Source organism: Acinetobacter sp. NIPH 2699 (genome assembly GCF_022549355.1).
In the GTDB taxonomy this organism is placed as follows: Bacteria; Pseudomonadota; Gammaproteobacteria; order Pseudomonadales; family Moraxellaceae; genus Acinetobacter.
The window spans coordinates 1-16,053 of the sequence record NZ_JAKZGL010000024.1; the positions used below are offsets into that span (position 1 = coordinate 1).

The window sequence follows — 16,053 nt, forward strand, 5'->3', positions numbered from 1 at the left end:
CAATTGGTTGTGCGGTAGATTTTGTGTGTAGGCTTCTTCATTTGAAAATTATATTGCTGAAAAAGCCTTTACAGATAGGTTTGTGCAACAAAGCCATGATAAAGTGGAAAATATAAATGAATAAAATTATAAACTTATTGGTTTCGGATCATATATTTGCTTTGTTTGCTTTTGGTTTTGTATTTATTTTTTTTTCTATATTTATGTATTTGGTTTTTTATATATATTTGAATATTAATTTAAGGGGTATTTGTAAGATCATATTTAATAATGAGAAAAAATATAGTAGTCCTTTAGAACCTTTTGATTTTATTGCCCTTAGTTTTCTCCCAACTACCTTTTGGAGAGAAGTATTAAATATTAAATATAATAAATCTTTTAAAAAGTTGTATGGCAAAGAGTTTTATTACCAGTTAGATAAGAGACAGTTAGTTGAATTGCTTGGTAGATATAGATTTTACTTTATTTTTCAGTATGTTGTTTTCATGTCATCAGGTTTGGGATTATTGCTTTTAGTTGCAGGATATATTGCACATCAAGGTCTTTAGAGTGGGCTGGCTATTTGGTCACGCCGAAGGGGCATTTATCATATTTTCCTGTTGGAAAAGTCGCACCTAAAAGTGTTCCTGAGTTTGCTTGTAAAGGCGCGGGGCATAGTGTTAATTCATCTTTGATTACTATAGAAAGTAACCCGAAAGATGAAGCTAAAGTTGCTTATATTATCCATACCCATGATCCGATGAGTAAGTTAAAACTAAAAGAGTATGAAAAAAATGCCGAGAAATTTGTAGCTGAAGGCAAATGGCAAAAGTTTATTGTGGGTGGTGGAGCAACTCAACAACATTGTTTGGCTGCGGCTAATCTGAAAAATTCAATTTATAATATTAAAAGCTTTGGTACAGGACGTATTGAACAGATTTTGAAAAAGTTTGCTCAAGAACCAAATAATGTTGCATGTATGGCGCTATACGATCCAATTGGAATCACGCTTAAATTAAATGATAGTAGAAATGGACGATTTGAAAAACTCACAAAGTACATTGCCGAAAGTGAAAAAGACATCACGAATGAACACCGACTCCAATCATCTCAGTTAATTGATAGTATTAAAATTATTGTAGAAAATAAACTCATCAATCAGAAATTGAGTACCAATAATTTGCAAGTTGATTTGAGTACTAAATTAATATTCGCTCAAGGTAAGATACCTCTGTTTAGTTCAATGGATCAGAGAGATTATCAACGTAAAGTTAATGAAATTTGGGATAGGGCATCTCCACAAGAAAAAGAAAAGTTTTTACAACAGCACAATAAAAAATATGCTGCAGGTCAAAAACAAGTAAGAGATAAGATTATTAGTCAATCCAAAGCACAAGCGAAATTGAATTGGGAAACGAAGTATTCGACAAAAATTAAATGGACTGAAAAAAATGCTTTCGATACCAAAGTTAAAGCATTAACTGATGACGCACGTAAACTGGCCCAAGCTTATGCAAGCGATCATTTGAAATGGCTGCAATCGAAACAGTTGTTAAATGCCTTTTATGTATACGATCAAACAGTTCTAAAAGGTGATGGTGCATTATTTCATATAAAAGCACTAGCAATCATGTACGGTATGACAGGCTGTGATGAAGGGCAAGCATTGATGGAAAAATGGTTAGGGGTAGATAAAATCTCTGACGATAATTTATATATGCGGGCTGTGACCTATAATCAAAAAAGTTTGATAGATGAATATAATGCGAAAAGCCCTGAAATCACGTCCTTAACATGGGATCAAACACAAACAAGTTTAAAAGGATTAATTGTCGCATTTGTCAGTGCAGATCAGTTATGGGAACAATGGCTTGCTGATCCAACGAATAAAATCAATGAGTTGAAGTGGTATAATCCAGCACGCACACTACCGTGGATCTCTGAGATTACACGTAGTGTAGCCAAATGGAGTCTGCAATATAATGCAAATCCTTTGATTGCAAAGAAACTTTCGAGGGTTTCTTTTATCGCTTATGCGCATAGTTCACTGTTAACCGATAAAGTGCCGAAATGGTCATTGCTCTATAACATTGACTTAAAAATGACAAATGCGGGTAGTCAACTGAATGCGACTGAGATCCAAAAACGTTGGAAAAATGTAGGGCAAAATACGGCTGCACAAAAAATCCAAGATGTTTTAAGTAAGTCTTCAGTAAGTGTGTCTCTTAGAATATCAGGTATTGTTGCCTTATTTGAACTGATGAATCTCGGGACACAAACCAATAATTTTGCTGGGGATAAGAATTGGGAAAATGGATTTAAAGTAACAGCAGGATTATTAGCGTCTACAGCAGTTGTTTTAGATATTGCTGGTGGCGGTATAGATGCTTTAAGTTTCCAAGAGAAAGCCAATAAAATAAGGTTATATGGTGCATGGTTTGCTATTGGTGGTGCAACATTTAGTCTAATTGCAGATACTACTGCATTTGGTAAAGAACTTATGGGTGATCAAAATGGCTGGTTAGCTATTTTACTTTTTGCAAAATTAATCCCTTCTGTTGGTATGGTAGCGGTTGGTTTTGGAATGTTAACGATGATTCCTGCACTTAAAAATACTCCATTTACAAAAAGAATCGAGACAATGATATTGATAAAAAAATTATTAGACGTAGGTTTGGTACGTGCTGCTGTTTGGTTGAACTGGGTAGGATTAGCTCTGACTGTGCTTGAGATTGTTTTGAGAAATTATTATTACACAGAAGATGAACTGCAGAAATGGTGTAAAAAATCGGTATTTGGGATTGAAGCTGGGAAATATAAATCTCTTGAAGATGAAGAGGAAGCTTTTGGTAAAGCAATGGTGAGTATTTAAGATGAGTAAAATGTTAGTGGTTGAAGGTTGTGTTCGAAATTTAAAAGTCGAAGACTCCAAAATTCATCCATTTAGAAATATCGAAAAACAAGCAGCGGGTACAGCAATGGTTGGGGCTTTAACAGCGAGCAGTAGCTTGGCGACCAATGCTCCTATTATGCTAATGGCAGCGCAAGGAGAAGATGCTAAATCCTTTATTTGTGAAGTCGGTGATTATCGTGTGATTGGTCAGTTTACAACAGTGCAATTTAAGAATGGTGATGAACTGGTTTGGGTAATTAGTGAGGAAAAAGAACAAGGACGACATTTAGTTTATTCAACCTTAAACCCCAAAACAGGGTTATTGCATATGATAAATGAAATGGGGCGTTCTTTAAAAAGTGGTTATATTGATGTTATCAAAATGGCAATAGCTGTAGCTTTATTTTTTGTATTATTGGGAAATACCATAATAGTGGTAACTTGGTTTATTTCGGAGGATGGCTTAGGTTTTAGCTGGTTGATGCATATATTTGGTTTTATTTTATTTCCATTTCCATTTACATTTACATTTTTATTTGTGTTAAGTACTTTTTTATTCTCACGTGATCAGAAACAGGCGTGTAGGTTATCAGAGCAGGTCTTTGAGGTACTTGGTTTTGAAGATGTTAAAAATCAGGATTTTAGGGCAAATAATTATTTTAGTGATGAAGATGGTAAGTTAAGACGAAGTGTAATGCATTACCGTAAAAATCTAAAAGGAAAAGACCCATATCCAGAGAATTACTTTGATAAGAAATGAGAAAGATAGAAGGCCGTGTAAGGAATCTGAAAGTTGAAGATTCTAAGGTTTTCCCATTTAGAAACATCGAAAGGCAAGCTGTCGGTACAGCTATGGTTGGAGCTTTAACAGCAAGTAGTAGTATGGCGATGAATGCTCCAATTATGATAATGGCAGCAAAAGGAAGAGAGGCAAAAACCTTTACGGGTGAGATTGATGGTATTAGAGTGATTGGACAGTTTACTACTGTAAAGTTTCAAGCAAATGATATCTTTGATATTCGTCATCAGCGAAGAAATAGAACAAGGACGGCATTTAGTTTATGCAACTTTAGATCCTAAAACAGGATTACTGTATATGATGTATGAAATGGGACGATCATTAAAAAACCTCTATAAAAGCACTATAAAATCAGGTTTCTTATTATTTTTATTTTTCTCTGTACTCTTTTTTATACTTTTTAATTTTCTTGTTATTGTTGATGATAGGGAGTTTAATATTAATGAATATATGAGTTTTATAGGAGGAGGGGGATTAATGATTTTTATACTTAGTTTTATTGTAGCATTTGGATATATTACTATTGGAAACTCATTAACTTCATTATCCAAGTTATCTGAAATTATTTTTGAAAAATTAGGTTTTGAAAATCAAAAAGATCAGGATTTTTATAAAAAAAACTTACTTGATAAGATGGTCTACATGTTAGTGTCATGGGATATAGAAAGAATCTAAAAGGAAAAGACCCTTATCCAGAAGATTATTTTGATAAAAAATGAAAAAGATAGAAGGTCGTGTAAGGGTTATTAAGGTTGAAGATTTAAAATAAAAAAGTGGGAAATTAGGTTCTAATTGTTTTATATGGCTGGGGAAGTTATCTAAAATAAATGGATTGTAACCTTATATATATGAATTTTTAATAAAACCTATACTTATTAAATTATTAAGCTAAATAAAACAATATATTTTATTCTACTTACAACTGGATACATCTTATTGGTATCAATATTTAAATTAAGCGCCTATGGTGAATGAGTGCTAGATAATTATCTACACATCATTATAAAGGAAAGACAGTCATGTCTCAGAATCAAGATAATTCTAAACAACAACCTAATCAGCAAAATCAATCACCTGGTCAACAACAACAGTCTGAGCCGAATGCTAAGCCTCTAGCACAACAAGACCAAAAACAGCCAACTCCAAAGCAACCAAATGAAAATAATGAGCAACGTAAATAATCATTATTATTCTATGCTTGTAATAGGCTAAACCCAAATTTATAGGAAACTAATTGATTTAGTTTCCTATATTCGTGTTCTTATTATTTATTAAATAAAATATTATTATAAAATGAGTGATTCAGAATACTAATAGGCTATGTCACATAAATATTTTCTAGTTGTAGTGTTTCAGCATTTATACCTCTTTTATCAGCGCTTGATTGTATGTAGACCATTCACAGTACGCTAAATCCTAGTCAAACCAACTCATTCAGGCACTATATAGCCGATTAGTCTCAGATTCGAGGGCTGTTCAATACAGCTATTTTTGATCAATAATGATGCTTTTATGGTCTGTTTTTGGTGCGCAAAGATGGATGTTTGGTGAGCTTCATCGAGATCACACAGAAAAATACAACTGGATCTTGATTGTTTTTATGTACATTTATTATAAAAATAATGAATATTTATTTAGTTAAATTATTGATTTTAAATAATAAAAATATTTAATGTTAAAATTAATATTAAGAGGGAATAGTAATCTGTATTAAATGCATGCAATATTCTATTTTGGTGCATTTTTCGCACCAAGATAAATCACTGACTTGGGGGTGAATGTTGAAATACAATAGCTTAAATGACTTTCTGGATTATGTTAAAGCTAGAGATCCTGATCAACCTGAATTTTTACAAGCTGTTGAAGAAGTAATGTTAAGTTTGTGGCCGTTCATTGAAAAAAATCCAAGGTATGCGCAATATGGCTTATTAGAGCGTCTCGTTGAGCCAGAGCGAGCAATTCAATTCCGAGTGTCTTGGATGGATGATCAGGGACAAACACATGTTAATCGTGCCTTCCGTGTTCAATACAATTCAGCTATAGGACCATATAAAGGTGGGATGCGTTTTCATCCATCGGTGAATTTATCAATTCTAAAATTCTTAGGTTTTGAACAAACCTTTAAAAATGCATTAACCACCTTACCCATGGGTGGCGGAAAGGGCGGCTCCGACTTTGATCCAAAAGGAAAGTCTGAAGCAGAAATCATGCGTTTTTGCCAAGCTTTAATGTTAGAACTATATCGTCATTTAGGTCCGAATACTGATATCCCCGCAGGTGATATTGGTGTAGGTGGTCGAGAAGTTGGTTTTATGGCTGGCATGATGAAAAAGCTAAGTAACGATACGGCTTGTGTGTTTACAGGGAAAGGCATTTCTTTTGGTGGAAGTTTAATGCGCCCTGAAGCGACGGGATACGGTGCGGTTTATTTTGCTGAGGAAATGCTAAAAACACGTGGTGATAATTTCACTAATAAAATGGTTTCTATCTCTGGTTCAGGAAACGTTGCTCAATTTGCAGCAGAAAAAGCCATGTTTTTGGGTGCAAAAGTGGTTAGTCTTTCGGATTCAAATGGCACGGTTTACTTAAAAAATGGTTTTACCGATGAGTTGCTTGCCGAAGTGATGGAGCTTAAAAATATTAAGCGTGGGCGTATCTCCGAGTTTGCTTCAAAACATGGTTTTGAGTATTTCGAAGGGAAGACACCTTGGCATATTCCAGTGGATATTGCATTGCCTTGTGCAACTCAAAATGAGTTAGGTGAACAAGATGCGGAGTTGTTGCTGGCAAATGGCGTGATCTGTGTCGCCGAAGGCGCAAATATGCCGTGTACATTAGATGCTGTCGAAAAATTTATTGCTGCAAAAATTCTTTATGCGCCGGGTAAGGCTTCAAATGCTGGTGGTGTCGCAACGTCTGGGTTGGAAATGTCACAAAATGCATTGCGCCTTGGTTGGACGCATGGGGAAGTCGATGAACGTTTGCATGCGATTATGAAAGATATTCATGCGAATTGTCTAAAATACGGGACTAAAGAAGACGGTACAGTAAATTATGTTGACGGAGCAAATATTGCAGGATTTGTGAAAGTTGCAGATGCCATCTTAGCGCAAGGTATTTATTAATATTTCACTGCATAAATAAAAACTCCGATGTTTTTTACATCGGAGTTTTTATTTATAGCAATGTATTAAGGTTTCTTAACAATTTCTTGTTCAACAACCATATCTAATACATCTGCTAGGCTCGATTGGTCAGCAGCTGGGTTTTTAATTTCAAAACGTTTCACACGAACGATGACACGTTGGTTTGGATTATGTTCAAAACCTTCGATTTGACCGTAGTAAAGTGACCAGTCTTTATCCGCGTAAGTCTTTATACCTTTATCATCGTATTTAATTTCACGAATTTGCATACAGGTTTGTGGTGCAACACCTACACAAGATTTGGTTTCAGGTGAGATTTCTAGGAAAACAGTTTTAGGTGCTGATTGATATTTTGCTTCAGGTGTCATTTTACCAACGAAACTATATTTTTGACCTTTCGCATCGGCCAACACTAATGTTGGTTGGTCAAGATTGCTGGTATTCACTTCAAATGTGATTTGACGTTTTTGCAAAAGATCACCAGCAAATTGCTCTTGTTTCATCAAGGCAGGTTCACACGCCATTAATGTAGAGGCTAAATCACCAGTAACAATGTAATCCCCCTCAATTTTCCAACTCGTATTTTGACGGTTACAACCTGTATCTACAGATAAGCGATCATTTGCCAAGAAGCTTAATACAATTGGTCTCTTGCTATCAGTTGGTTGATAAGACCATGTATAGTTGGTTAATACATTATTATCAGTCACTTTTTCGCCCGTAAATACGTGTTTTTGACCTTTACTATCGGTAACAGTCAAGATGGCTTGATTATCTGTTGTGCTAAATTGGAACGGTACTTTTTTATCACTGAAAATGTCAGTCGATAAATGTTCTTGTTTCATTAAGTCATCAGCACACGCCATCATGGTCGATACAAGTGCTGAAGTGACAATGGTATTGCCTTCAACTTTCCAAGTACCGCCTTGACCATTACAACCTGTTTGAATTGAAAGTTGTTGATTATTATTAAAGTTTAAAACCAATGGTTTTGATGCTGTAGATGCTTGATAAGTCCAACGATAATCAGTGAGATTTTTAGCGGCAGCCGTATTGATTTCGGTCGTTACATGATCAGCAACATTTTGTACTGTTTGACACGCCATTAAAGAAAAAGGGAGTAAGGCAATAATTAAATATTTGATTTTCATATTCAAAGAACATATATGGAATAGCAGCTATAAGCTTAAAGGATTCTTAAAAAAAGAGCATGCAGGCAGTTTAGGTATTAAGTTCATTAAATGTATTGATTTGTAATTTTAAATAAAAGTATAGGAGTTTTAATGGATTAACCAACATGGGAATCAACTTTGTTAGAGTAATCACTCAAAAGTGATGATTCGGATGGCTGACATTTCACAAGCGCTACTAATCAAAACGATAGATATCCATTCCCAATGAACCCATTGAAAAACTGCTATGTACAATATTAAAACGATGACCTGTGCCCATTGCAAAAAAGAGTGGAGCAAAGTGCTCAATTGTAGGGTGATTACATTGTACGTAGGGCAATGATGGCCAATCTAGAACAGCATCATAGTTCTGATGGGTGAGTTTGTTGACGACCGCATTACGAAAGGTGCTTGCCCATGCAGGAACATTGACATCTGTTTGCCAAGAAAGTTCAGCAAGATTGTGGGTAATACTGCCTGAGCCAATCAACAAAATCTGCTGTTCTCGTAAAGGTGCAAGAATTTGTCCAAGGTTATAGATCTCATCGGCATTCATGTGCATAGGGAGTGAAATTTCGATCACTGGAATATCAGCTTCAGGATACATGTGTAATAACGGCATCCAGACACCATGATCACGCGGACGGGTACTGTTGGCATGGGCAGCAACTCCTGCTTCAGCAAATCGAGTCAGTATCTCTTCTGCTAGCTCTGGCGCTCCAGCAGCAGGATAACGAATTTCGTATAGTGCTTGTGGAAAACCACGAAAGTCATGCCATGTCTGTGGTCGGATAGACGTACTGACTTCGAGTGCTTGGCTTTCCCAATGCGCAGACATCACGATAATTGCCCGTGGTTTGGGCAAATTTGTACGTAAACGATGTAGGGCAGGACCAACTTGTTCTGGATCAAGTGCGAGCATTGGCGAACCATGAGAGATAAATAACCCTGGTAACGTTTGCAAATTCATAATTAAGCACCTGACTGGAAATACACGATTATCGTGACAAATTAGGTTCAAGAAGGACAGCGCTTAAACTTCAACAGTTTGTTCTAAAATCAGAACAATCTTTTGCTTAGGCTCGATGGTAAGGGTGGTTATGATTGATACTCATAGCGCGATAGAGTTGTTCAATCAGTAAAATACGAACCAATGGATGAGGCATAGTCAGTTTGGATAATGACCAGTGCCAAGCAGCCGCTTTACGCACCGCATCGGATAGTCCATCAGGACCACCTATGGCAAGTACGATATCATTGCCTTCGAGCATCCATTGTTGCATGGTGTCAGCAAGTTTCTCGGTACTCAGTTCACGTCCACCAACTTCTAAAGCAATCAAGGTTTCATTTGATTTAACTGCATTTAGAATGCTTTCACCTTCGATTTGACAGTATTTTAAGATGTCAGCTTCTGAATCATTTTTCCCTCGTTTCGCCATAGGTAATTCAATCACTTGAGTTTGAACAAAGGGTTGAATGCGTTTGAAATAATCTTCAAATCCAGTCAGCACCCAAGCTGGCATTTTTTGACCAATCGTCACGATACGAATTTTCATAAGACAGTAAATGTAAATAATATGGGAGCATTATAAACGCTGAGAGTCATTCATGTGGTTTCCAATGGATTTATTGTTCTTATCAGGTGTATTATTGATGCTTAATTCCACAACATAAAAAACGCAGCTCAAAATGTGTATGAGCTGCGATCAAAGCGTCATCTGTCTGGAGTTCAGATGACACTAAAAAATGAGTTCACAAGTCAAGTTTAGCTTTTGTTTTTATCGACTCTATTTCATTATGCAAGATATTGTTTGTTTTTCAACCAAATTATGTAACAAAAAAAGAGAGCCGAAGCTCTCTTTTTTTCACACACAGATTAGTGACGTGCAGCCTTTGTATCTTCTACTGGTTTAACAATAGGGGTTTTAGCCAAAGGTTTCGGTGTATCCGTCAATGCTAAAGGGAGGATTTCATCAATACTTTTCACAGCTTTGATTTCTAAACCTTCTTTAACATTATCTGGAATCTCAGCCAAATCACGTACGTTATCTTGTGGGATAAACACCAATTTAACCCCACCACGGTGTGCAGCAAGAAGCTTTTCTTTCAAGCCACCGATACGCATCGCACGACCACTCAGACTTGTTTCACCTGTCATGGCAATATCAGGACGAATCGTAATATCTGTAAATGCAGATACCAGTGCAGTCGTCAGTGCCAAACCTGCAGATGGACCATCTTTTGGTGTTGCACCTTCTGGTAAGTGAACGTGGACATCAGTTTCTTCAAAACGAGAAGCTTCGATCCCAAGTTCATCAGCACGAGTACGAACCACAGTCATGGCAGCGGTAATAGACTCTTTCATGACATCACCGAGTGAACCAGTGGTAATGAATTTGCCTTTACCTTTAACCGCAGCAACTTCAATCGTCAGTAATTCTCCACCGACAGACGTCCATGCTAAACCATTCACACGACCGACTTGCGCTTCATCTTCAGCAATACCAAAGTCAAATTTATGTGGACCCAAGTAATCTGGAAGATTTTCAGAGGTGACATCAAGCTGTAAGTTTTTCGATTTCTTACTCACTGCTTCTTTCACGACTTTACGTGCAATTTTAGACACTTCACGTTCTAGACTACGTACACCCGCTTCACGCGTATAGCGTTGAACGATGTCACGAATCGCTTCTTCATGAACAGTCAATTCTTTTGCTCGTAGACCATTGTTCTTAATTGCTTTAGGGACAAGGTAGCGTTGAGCAATATTTACTTTTTCATCTTCGGTATAACCCGGTAGACGAATCACTTCCATACGATCCAGTAACGCTTCAGGAATATTCATACTATTGGCAGTACAGATGAACATTACTTCTGAAAGATCAAGGTCAAGATCTAAGTAATGATCGTTGAACTTGTTGTTCTGAGACGGATCAAGCACTTCCAGTAATGCAGAAGCAGGATCACCACGATAGTCTTGAGCCATTTTGTCGATTTCGTCGAGTAAGAACAATGGGTTCTTCACACCAACTTTTGTTAAAGATTGCACAATTTTACCTGGCATCGCACCAATATAAGTACGACGATGACCACGAATTTCCGCTTCATCACGTACGCCACCAAGTGCCATACGGACAAATTCACGACCTGTGGCTTTAGCCACTGATTCACCGAGTGAAGTTTTACCTACACCAGGAGGACCAACTAAACAAAGAATCGGGCCTTTAAGTTTTTTCACACGAGATTGAACCGCTAAGTATTCAACGATACGATCTTTCACGTCATCTAAGCCGTAGTGATCTGCATCTAGCGTTTCTTGTGCTTTGCTCAAGTTAATGCTGACCTTGCTGGCTTTATTCCAAGGTGTATCTAAAATGACTTCTAGATAGTTACGGACCACAGCGGCTTCACTAGAAGCAGGTTGCATTGCTTTGAGTTTGCGAAACTCAGCTTCAGCTTTTTTGCGCACATGTTCAGGCAAATCTTCTTCAGCAAGTCGCTTTTCAATCTCAGCAACGTCATCTTCAGCGCCGCCATTCATATCGGAAAGCTCACGCTGAATCACTTTCATTTTTTCATTGAGAAAGTATTCACGTTGATTTTTTTCCATTTGACGTTTTACGCTGTCGTGCAGTGTCTGCTCAATTTGCTGTTCAGCAGATTGATTGGTCAAATAGCTCATCAACTCTTGCAAATGTTCTTCGAACTCATCGTGCTCTAAAAACTTTTGTTTGACTTCAATGTTTAAAGGCACACGTGTTGCAACGAAGAACATCAGTTGTAATAAGTCTTCGATTTTATTTGCAGCGGCAACCAGTTCACGCGCATTACGTAATTTTGCTTCAGCATATTGAGCAAAGAGGGTACGTAATTCATTTAAGCGAGTCTCTTGGGTCTCTTGATCCAATGCAACAGTCATTGGGCTTAAATGATGTTCTGCGGTTAAGTATTCTTCTCCGTCAATAATCTGTTCTAGTTTTGAACGGTGTAGGCCTTCAATCAGTACTTTAATGCAGTTTTCATCATTTTCATGATTCACGACTTGTACGATTTTAGCCACAGTTCCATATTGATAGAGATTATCGTGATCAATTTCTTCTGTAAGCGAATCTTTTTGCGCAACTACAAATACTAAATTATCACCGTTACGAGCTACATCCACTGCATTGATCGATTTTTCACGACCCACGAATAGCGCAATTTGCATGTGTGGATATACCACAACATCGCGTAATGCTAAAAGTGGTAATACACTCGGAACTTGCGGCTCTAAGTTAGTTTCATCATTCATAATAAATTCGGACATGAGCACTCCTAATGAGTGACAACGGTGTTGCCATGCTTTTTATAGTGATGTGCATTTTAAAAATTACAAGGGTTTTATCTTAGAAAATATTAAAAAAATAACTGAATTAGTCGGAATTCGAGCGAAATAAACTAAATTTCATAGATTCAACGGCTAAAACGATATTGTTGTGTTGGTGTGAGCAGGGCATCAAGAGGTTGATCCCACTTTTGACGAAATAAAGGCGTATCAACATATTGGAAGGAATGGGCGAGGCCTAAGCGATAGGGATGGTGTTTAGCTGTCGCAAGTGTTCGATCATAAAATCCACCTCCCATGCCAATTCGAGTACCCAAATGGTCACAGGCAAGTAATGGCATAATCAGTAAATCTAATGTTGAAATGTGCTTGCCTCGACTTGCCATTGGCTCTTTCATGCCTAGTGGATGGTGTGAAAGCCGTTTGTTTTTATATTGGTTTACGCTAATTTTCACCCAAACAAGTTTCTGATTCATATTGCAAATCATGGGAAGGTAAACTTGTTTTTTGTGTTGAAAACAAAGTTCGATGATTTTCTGAGTATGGATTTCCCCGAATGCATGTAAATACAAACCAATTTTTGTCGCTGATTTAAATGCATTTAATCGTCTAAGTTGGTTCAAAACTTGTTGTTCAGCTTGTTTTTGTTGAAAGTGAGTGAGTTGTCTTCTTCTTAGGCGGAGCTGTTTTCTTAATGCGTTTAATGTATTGCTCATAAAGCTTTAGGAAATGGTTTTGATGAGAGAATCATACTTGATTTTTTTACTACTATTGAGGAGTAGTGTAGTCTTACGAATCAAAAAGTGGTTTTTAAATTGATCGAAAACAGTGTAAGTCTTTATTTTTTCTGTTGAAATGAAGTGACTTCTAAAAATAAATTTAAGCTTAAGTAAGCATAGCTTAAAGATTAAGTAATGTTGGCTATCAAATCATTAAGTTCAAGATTAATTGAAAGCTAATACAGTGAATTCCCTACAAAAGTCAGTATCTATGCTGGCTTTTTTATTTCTTGATACAAAGTTTTTTGAACATTAAAAGTCAAACGGTGTCAATTATTGTCATGTATATCCATTTTTCCTATTTGAAATGCAAATATTAGTTGATAAGTATAATTTTGAATTTATTGAAAGATAAACATTAATATTTGTTTTAAATCAATTTTTCATATTAAAAGATGCATTATAGAGAAATGTAGTGTGTGATTCGAAATACACAATGTAAAAAATATTGTGATTTACTTGGCATATAAAAAAAGTTATTTTATTGAACATTAAATTACACTTACTTACTTAATAGACAAGTATGTACACACAAGTAAACATGTTTTAACGTTTGATTTTCGTCTAGGAAAAAAATATGAACAAAGTATATAAAGTTGTTTGGAATGCGTCTTTAGGCGTTTGGGTGGCGGTTTCAGAGCTTGCTAAAAGTAAAACTAAAAATAGCGGTGTAAGTGATACCGCTGGTAAAACTAATAATTTAGTGGCTAGTCAACAAGCTAAATTATTTTTCTTAAAGCCATTGTCCTTTGCTATTTTTAGCATTCTTATACCATCGTTTGCTTTTGCAGAAGTTAATACAGGGGGGGGGACGAGTACTCAGACATCAAGTACTGCAATTTCTCCGACTAATGCGCAATGTGGTGTATTGAATCAAGCAGCAATTACAGGAACATCCACACACAGTACAGCGATTGGTTGTGGAACTACAATTAGTAATGCGGCAGATTCAGTTGCAATAGGCAAACAAAATACCATCAATGCTACTAATGCTACCAGTCAGCAAATTGCTGATAGGAGAGGTGGAGCGACTCCAGTTAATTATCCTACTGGTCAAACTGGGTATACAAGTGCGTCAGTCTCGATTGGCACCCTAAACTCTACAGGTGCTGGTGGAGGTGTAGCAATTGGTAATGGAAACCAAGTTGAAGGTGATTTTCATGGTGTCGCTGTTGGTCAGGGTAACCGTACGACCAATGGGTATGCTGTAGGTTTAGGTATTGGTAACCTTGCTAGTGGGACATCATCGTTATCTATCGGAACAGCCAATCAGGCAACGGGTAATACAGCAATTGCTATGGGGCGCCAAAGTTATTCAAAAGCTGATTTTGGTATCGCTATAGGTAATATTGCGACTGTTGAAGCTGGTGCAACGAAAAGTATAGCTATTGGCGATGGTGCCAATGCTAGTGTAGAGAACTCTGTATCATTAGGTGGGGGGTCAACGACTACGGCACAATCAGGAAATTCATTTTTAACGAATGTTGCTCCATCTGCCACAAATGGTGTGGTTTCTGTAGGTACAACTGGCGCAACTCGACGTATTCAGAACGTCGCCGATGGCGCTGCGCTTAATGATGCAGTGAATGTCGCACAATTAGATAAGGCTTATGATGATACACATAGTCGTTTAGCTACAGCATTGGGTGGTGGAGCAGCATATAATTCAACCACTAATGCTTATACAGCACCAACCTATAATGTTACAACAGATCCTGCAGCTGGTACTAAAACAGGTAATGTTAATAATGTGGGCGCGGCATTATCAGGCTTAGATACAGCTGTTAATAAAGCAATCACATTTAATGGCAATACTGGTACTTCATCCAATAAACTTGGATCATCTTTAAATATTACTGGTGGTTTGACAGGGGCAAGTTCAAATACCAATGTTAAAACAGTTGTTAGTGGTAATACACTTGATATCCAAATTGCAGATGCACCAACTTTCACAGGTACGGTTACCGCAGGAAATTTAACGACTGGTGGAGCTTTAACTGTTACCGGGGCAAGTAATCTCAATGGTGGTGCAAATTTAAATAATCAAAAGATTACTAATCTAGCGGATGGAAGTGTAGCAACAGGTTCCAAAGAAGCTGTTAATGGTGGTCAGCTTAAAACAGTAAGTGATGTTGCAAATACTGCTAGTACTACCGCGAATACAGCAAATACTACGGCAAACACCGCATTAACAAATGCTGATAATGCACAGACAACAGCAAACACAGCATTAACCGATGCTAATAATGCCCAAATCACAGCGAACACAGCAAATACCACAGCAAACAACGCTCTCACAGAAGCACAAAAAGGCATTAGCTTTGGTGATGGAAGCACAGATAACAACTTTGCCTTGGGTGACACCATCAATGTGACAGGTGATAGTAATATCACCACAGAAACGACAGTAGATGGTGTACAGGTCAAGTTGAATGATGACATCAGTGTGACCAGTGTAACAGCAGGCAATAGCACGCTAGATACTAATGGTTTAGTCATCACAGGCGGACCAAGTATTACCACAGCAGGCATAGATGCAGCGAACAACGTGATTAGCAATGTTGCGGATGGTAGCGCGGCAGGCGATGCAGTGAACTTTGGACAATTGACCACAACCAATACCAATGTTACGGCTGCACAAAATGCAGCAGATGCAGCTCAAACCTCGGCAGACGCTGCGCAAAGCACAGCGAATAACGCATTAACCGAAGCGCAAAAAGGCATTAGCTTTGGTGATGGAAGCACAGATAACAACTTTGCCTTGGGTGACACCATCAATGTGACAGGTGATAGCAATATCACCACAGAAACGACAGTAGATGGTGTACAGGTCAAGTTGAATGATGACATCAGTGTGACCAGTGTGACAGCAGGCAATAGCACGCTAGATACTAATGGTTTAGTCATCACAGGCGGACCAAGTATTACCACAGCAGGCATAGATGCAGCGAACAACGTGAT

General features: G+C 37.4%; 12 protein-coding genes and 1 pseudogene. 8 read left to right on the forward strand and 5 right to left on the reverse strand.

All coding sequences use genetic code 11. The annotated features are described in order from the left end of the window. Positions 1 to 116: 116 nt before the first annotated feature. The 7 genes and pseudogenes from MMP72_RS15475 (at position 117) to gdhA (ending at position 6,796) form a co-directional block, all read left to right on the forward strand. Positions 117 to 548, forward strand: coding sequence for a hypothetical protein (locus MMP72_RS15475; protein ID WP_241406165.1), 432 nt, complete (start codon positions 117 to 119; stop codon positions 546 to 548). Next, positions 542 to 2,851 (forward strand): annotated as a pseudogene (locus tag MMP72_RS15480) (T6SS effector BTH_I2691 family protein); the annotation flags it as partial. The gene MMP72_RS15475 and the pseudogene MMP72_RS15480, both read left to right, overlap by 7 nt. A gap of 10 nt (positions 2,852 to 2,861) precedes the next feature. Beyond that, positions 2,862 to 3,632 (forward strand): putative type VI secretion system effector, encoded by a 771-nt coding sequence (locus MMP72_RS15485; RefSeq protein ID WP_241406174.1) that lies wholly within the window; start codon positions 2,862 to 2,864, stop codon positions 3,630 to 3,632. Next, positions 3,629 to 3,952, forward strand: a complete 324-nt coding sequence (locus MMP72_RS15925) for a hypothetical protein (RefSeq protein ID WP_347005585.1) — start codon at positions 3,629 to 3,631, stop codon at positions 3,950 to 3,952. Before MMP72_RS15485 ends, MMP72_RS15925 begins: the two co-directional genes overlap by 4 nt. Continuing rightward, positions 3,876 to 4,346 carry a putative type VI secretion system effector gene (locus MMP72_RS15930; RefSeq protein WP_347005586.1) on the forward strand — a complete coding sequence of 157 codons (471 nt, stop codon included), beginning with the start codon at positions 3,876 to 3,878 and terminating at the stop codon, positions 4,344 to 4,346. Before MMP72_RS15925 ends, MMP72_RS15930 begins: the two co-directional genes overlap by 77 nt. A gap of 344 nt (positions 4,347 to 4,690) precedes the next feature. Next, positions 4,691 to 4,852 (forward strand): hypothetical protein, encoded by a 162-nt coding sequence (locus MMP72_RS15495; protein ID WP_241406166.1) that lies wholly within the window; start codon positions 4,691 to 4,693, stop codon positions 4,850 to 4,852. A gap of 597 nt (positions 4,853 to 5,449) precedes the next feature. Then, complete coding sequence (gene gdhA / locus MMP72_RS15500; RefSeq protein ID WP_241406167.1) at positions 5,450 to 6,796, forward strand: NADP-specific glutamate dehydrogenase; 1,347 nt, start codon at positions 5,450 to 5,452, stop codon at positions 6,794 to 6,796. 65 nt (positions 6,797 to 6,861) lie between these two features. On the opposite strand, the gene MMP72_RS15505 is transcribed toward gdhA, so the two are convergent. The 5 genes from MMP72_RS15505 to MMP72_RS15525 all read right to left on the reverse strand — a co-directional run bounded on the left by MMP72_RS15505 (position 6,862) and on the right by MMP72_RS15525 (position 13,029). Next, on the reverse strand, positions 6,862 to 7,968 hold the full coding sequence (locus tag MMP72_RS15505) for an META and DUF4377 domain-containing protein (RefSeq protein WP_241406168.1): 1,107 nt from the start codon (positions 7,966 to 7,968) through the stop codon (positions 6,862 to 6,864). 217 nt (positions 7,969 to 8,185) lie between these two features. After that, positions 8,186 to 8,959 carry a dioxygenase gene (locus MMP72_RS15510; RefSeq protein ID WP_241406169.1) on the reverse strand — a complete coding sequence of 258 codons (774 nt, stop codon included), beginning with the start codon at positions 8,957 to 8,959 and terminating at the stop codon, positions 8,186 to 8,188. A 106-nt stretch (positions 8,960 to 9,065) separates the two neighbouring features. Beyond that, entirely contained in the window at positions 9,066 to 9,545 is a 480-nt protein-coding gene (gene rlmH, locus MMP72_RS15515) for a 23S rRNA (pseudouridine(1915)-N(3))-methyltransferase RlmH (RefSeq protein WP_241406170.1), read from the reverse strand. A gap of 320 nt (positions 9,546 to 9,865) precedes the next feature. Continuing rightward, complete coding sequence (gene lon / locus MMP72_RS15520; RefSeq protein WP_241406171.1) at positions 9,866 to 12,295, reverse strand: endopeptidase La; 2,430 nt, start codon at positions 12,293 to 12,295, stop codon at positions 9,866 to 9,868. A gap of 146 nt (positions 12,296 to 12,441) precedes the next feature. Further along, a complete protein-coding gene (locus MMP72_RS15525; RefSeq protein WP_241406172.1) occupies positions 12,442 to 13,029 on the reverse strand; it encodes a 5-formyltetrahydrofolate cyclo-ligase in 588 nt (195 codons plus the stop codon). Positions 13,030 to 13,669: 640 nt separating this feature from the next. Between MMP72_RS15525 and MMP72_RS15530 the strand changes: the two genes are divergently transcribed. Then, positions 13,670 to 16,053, forward strand: a 2,384-nt coding sequence (locus MMP72_RS15530) for an ESPR-type extended signal peptide-containing protein (RefSeq protein ID WP_277606411.1), incomplete at its 3' end; no start/stop codon positions are given.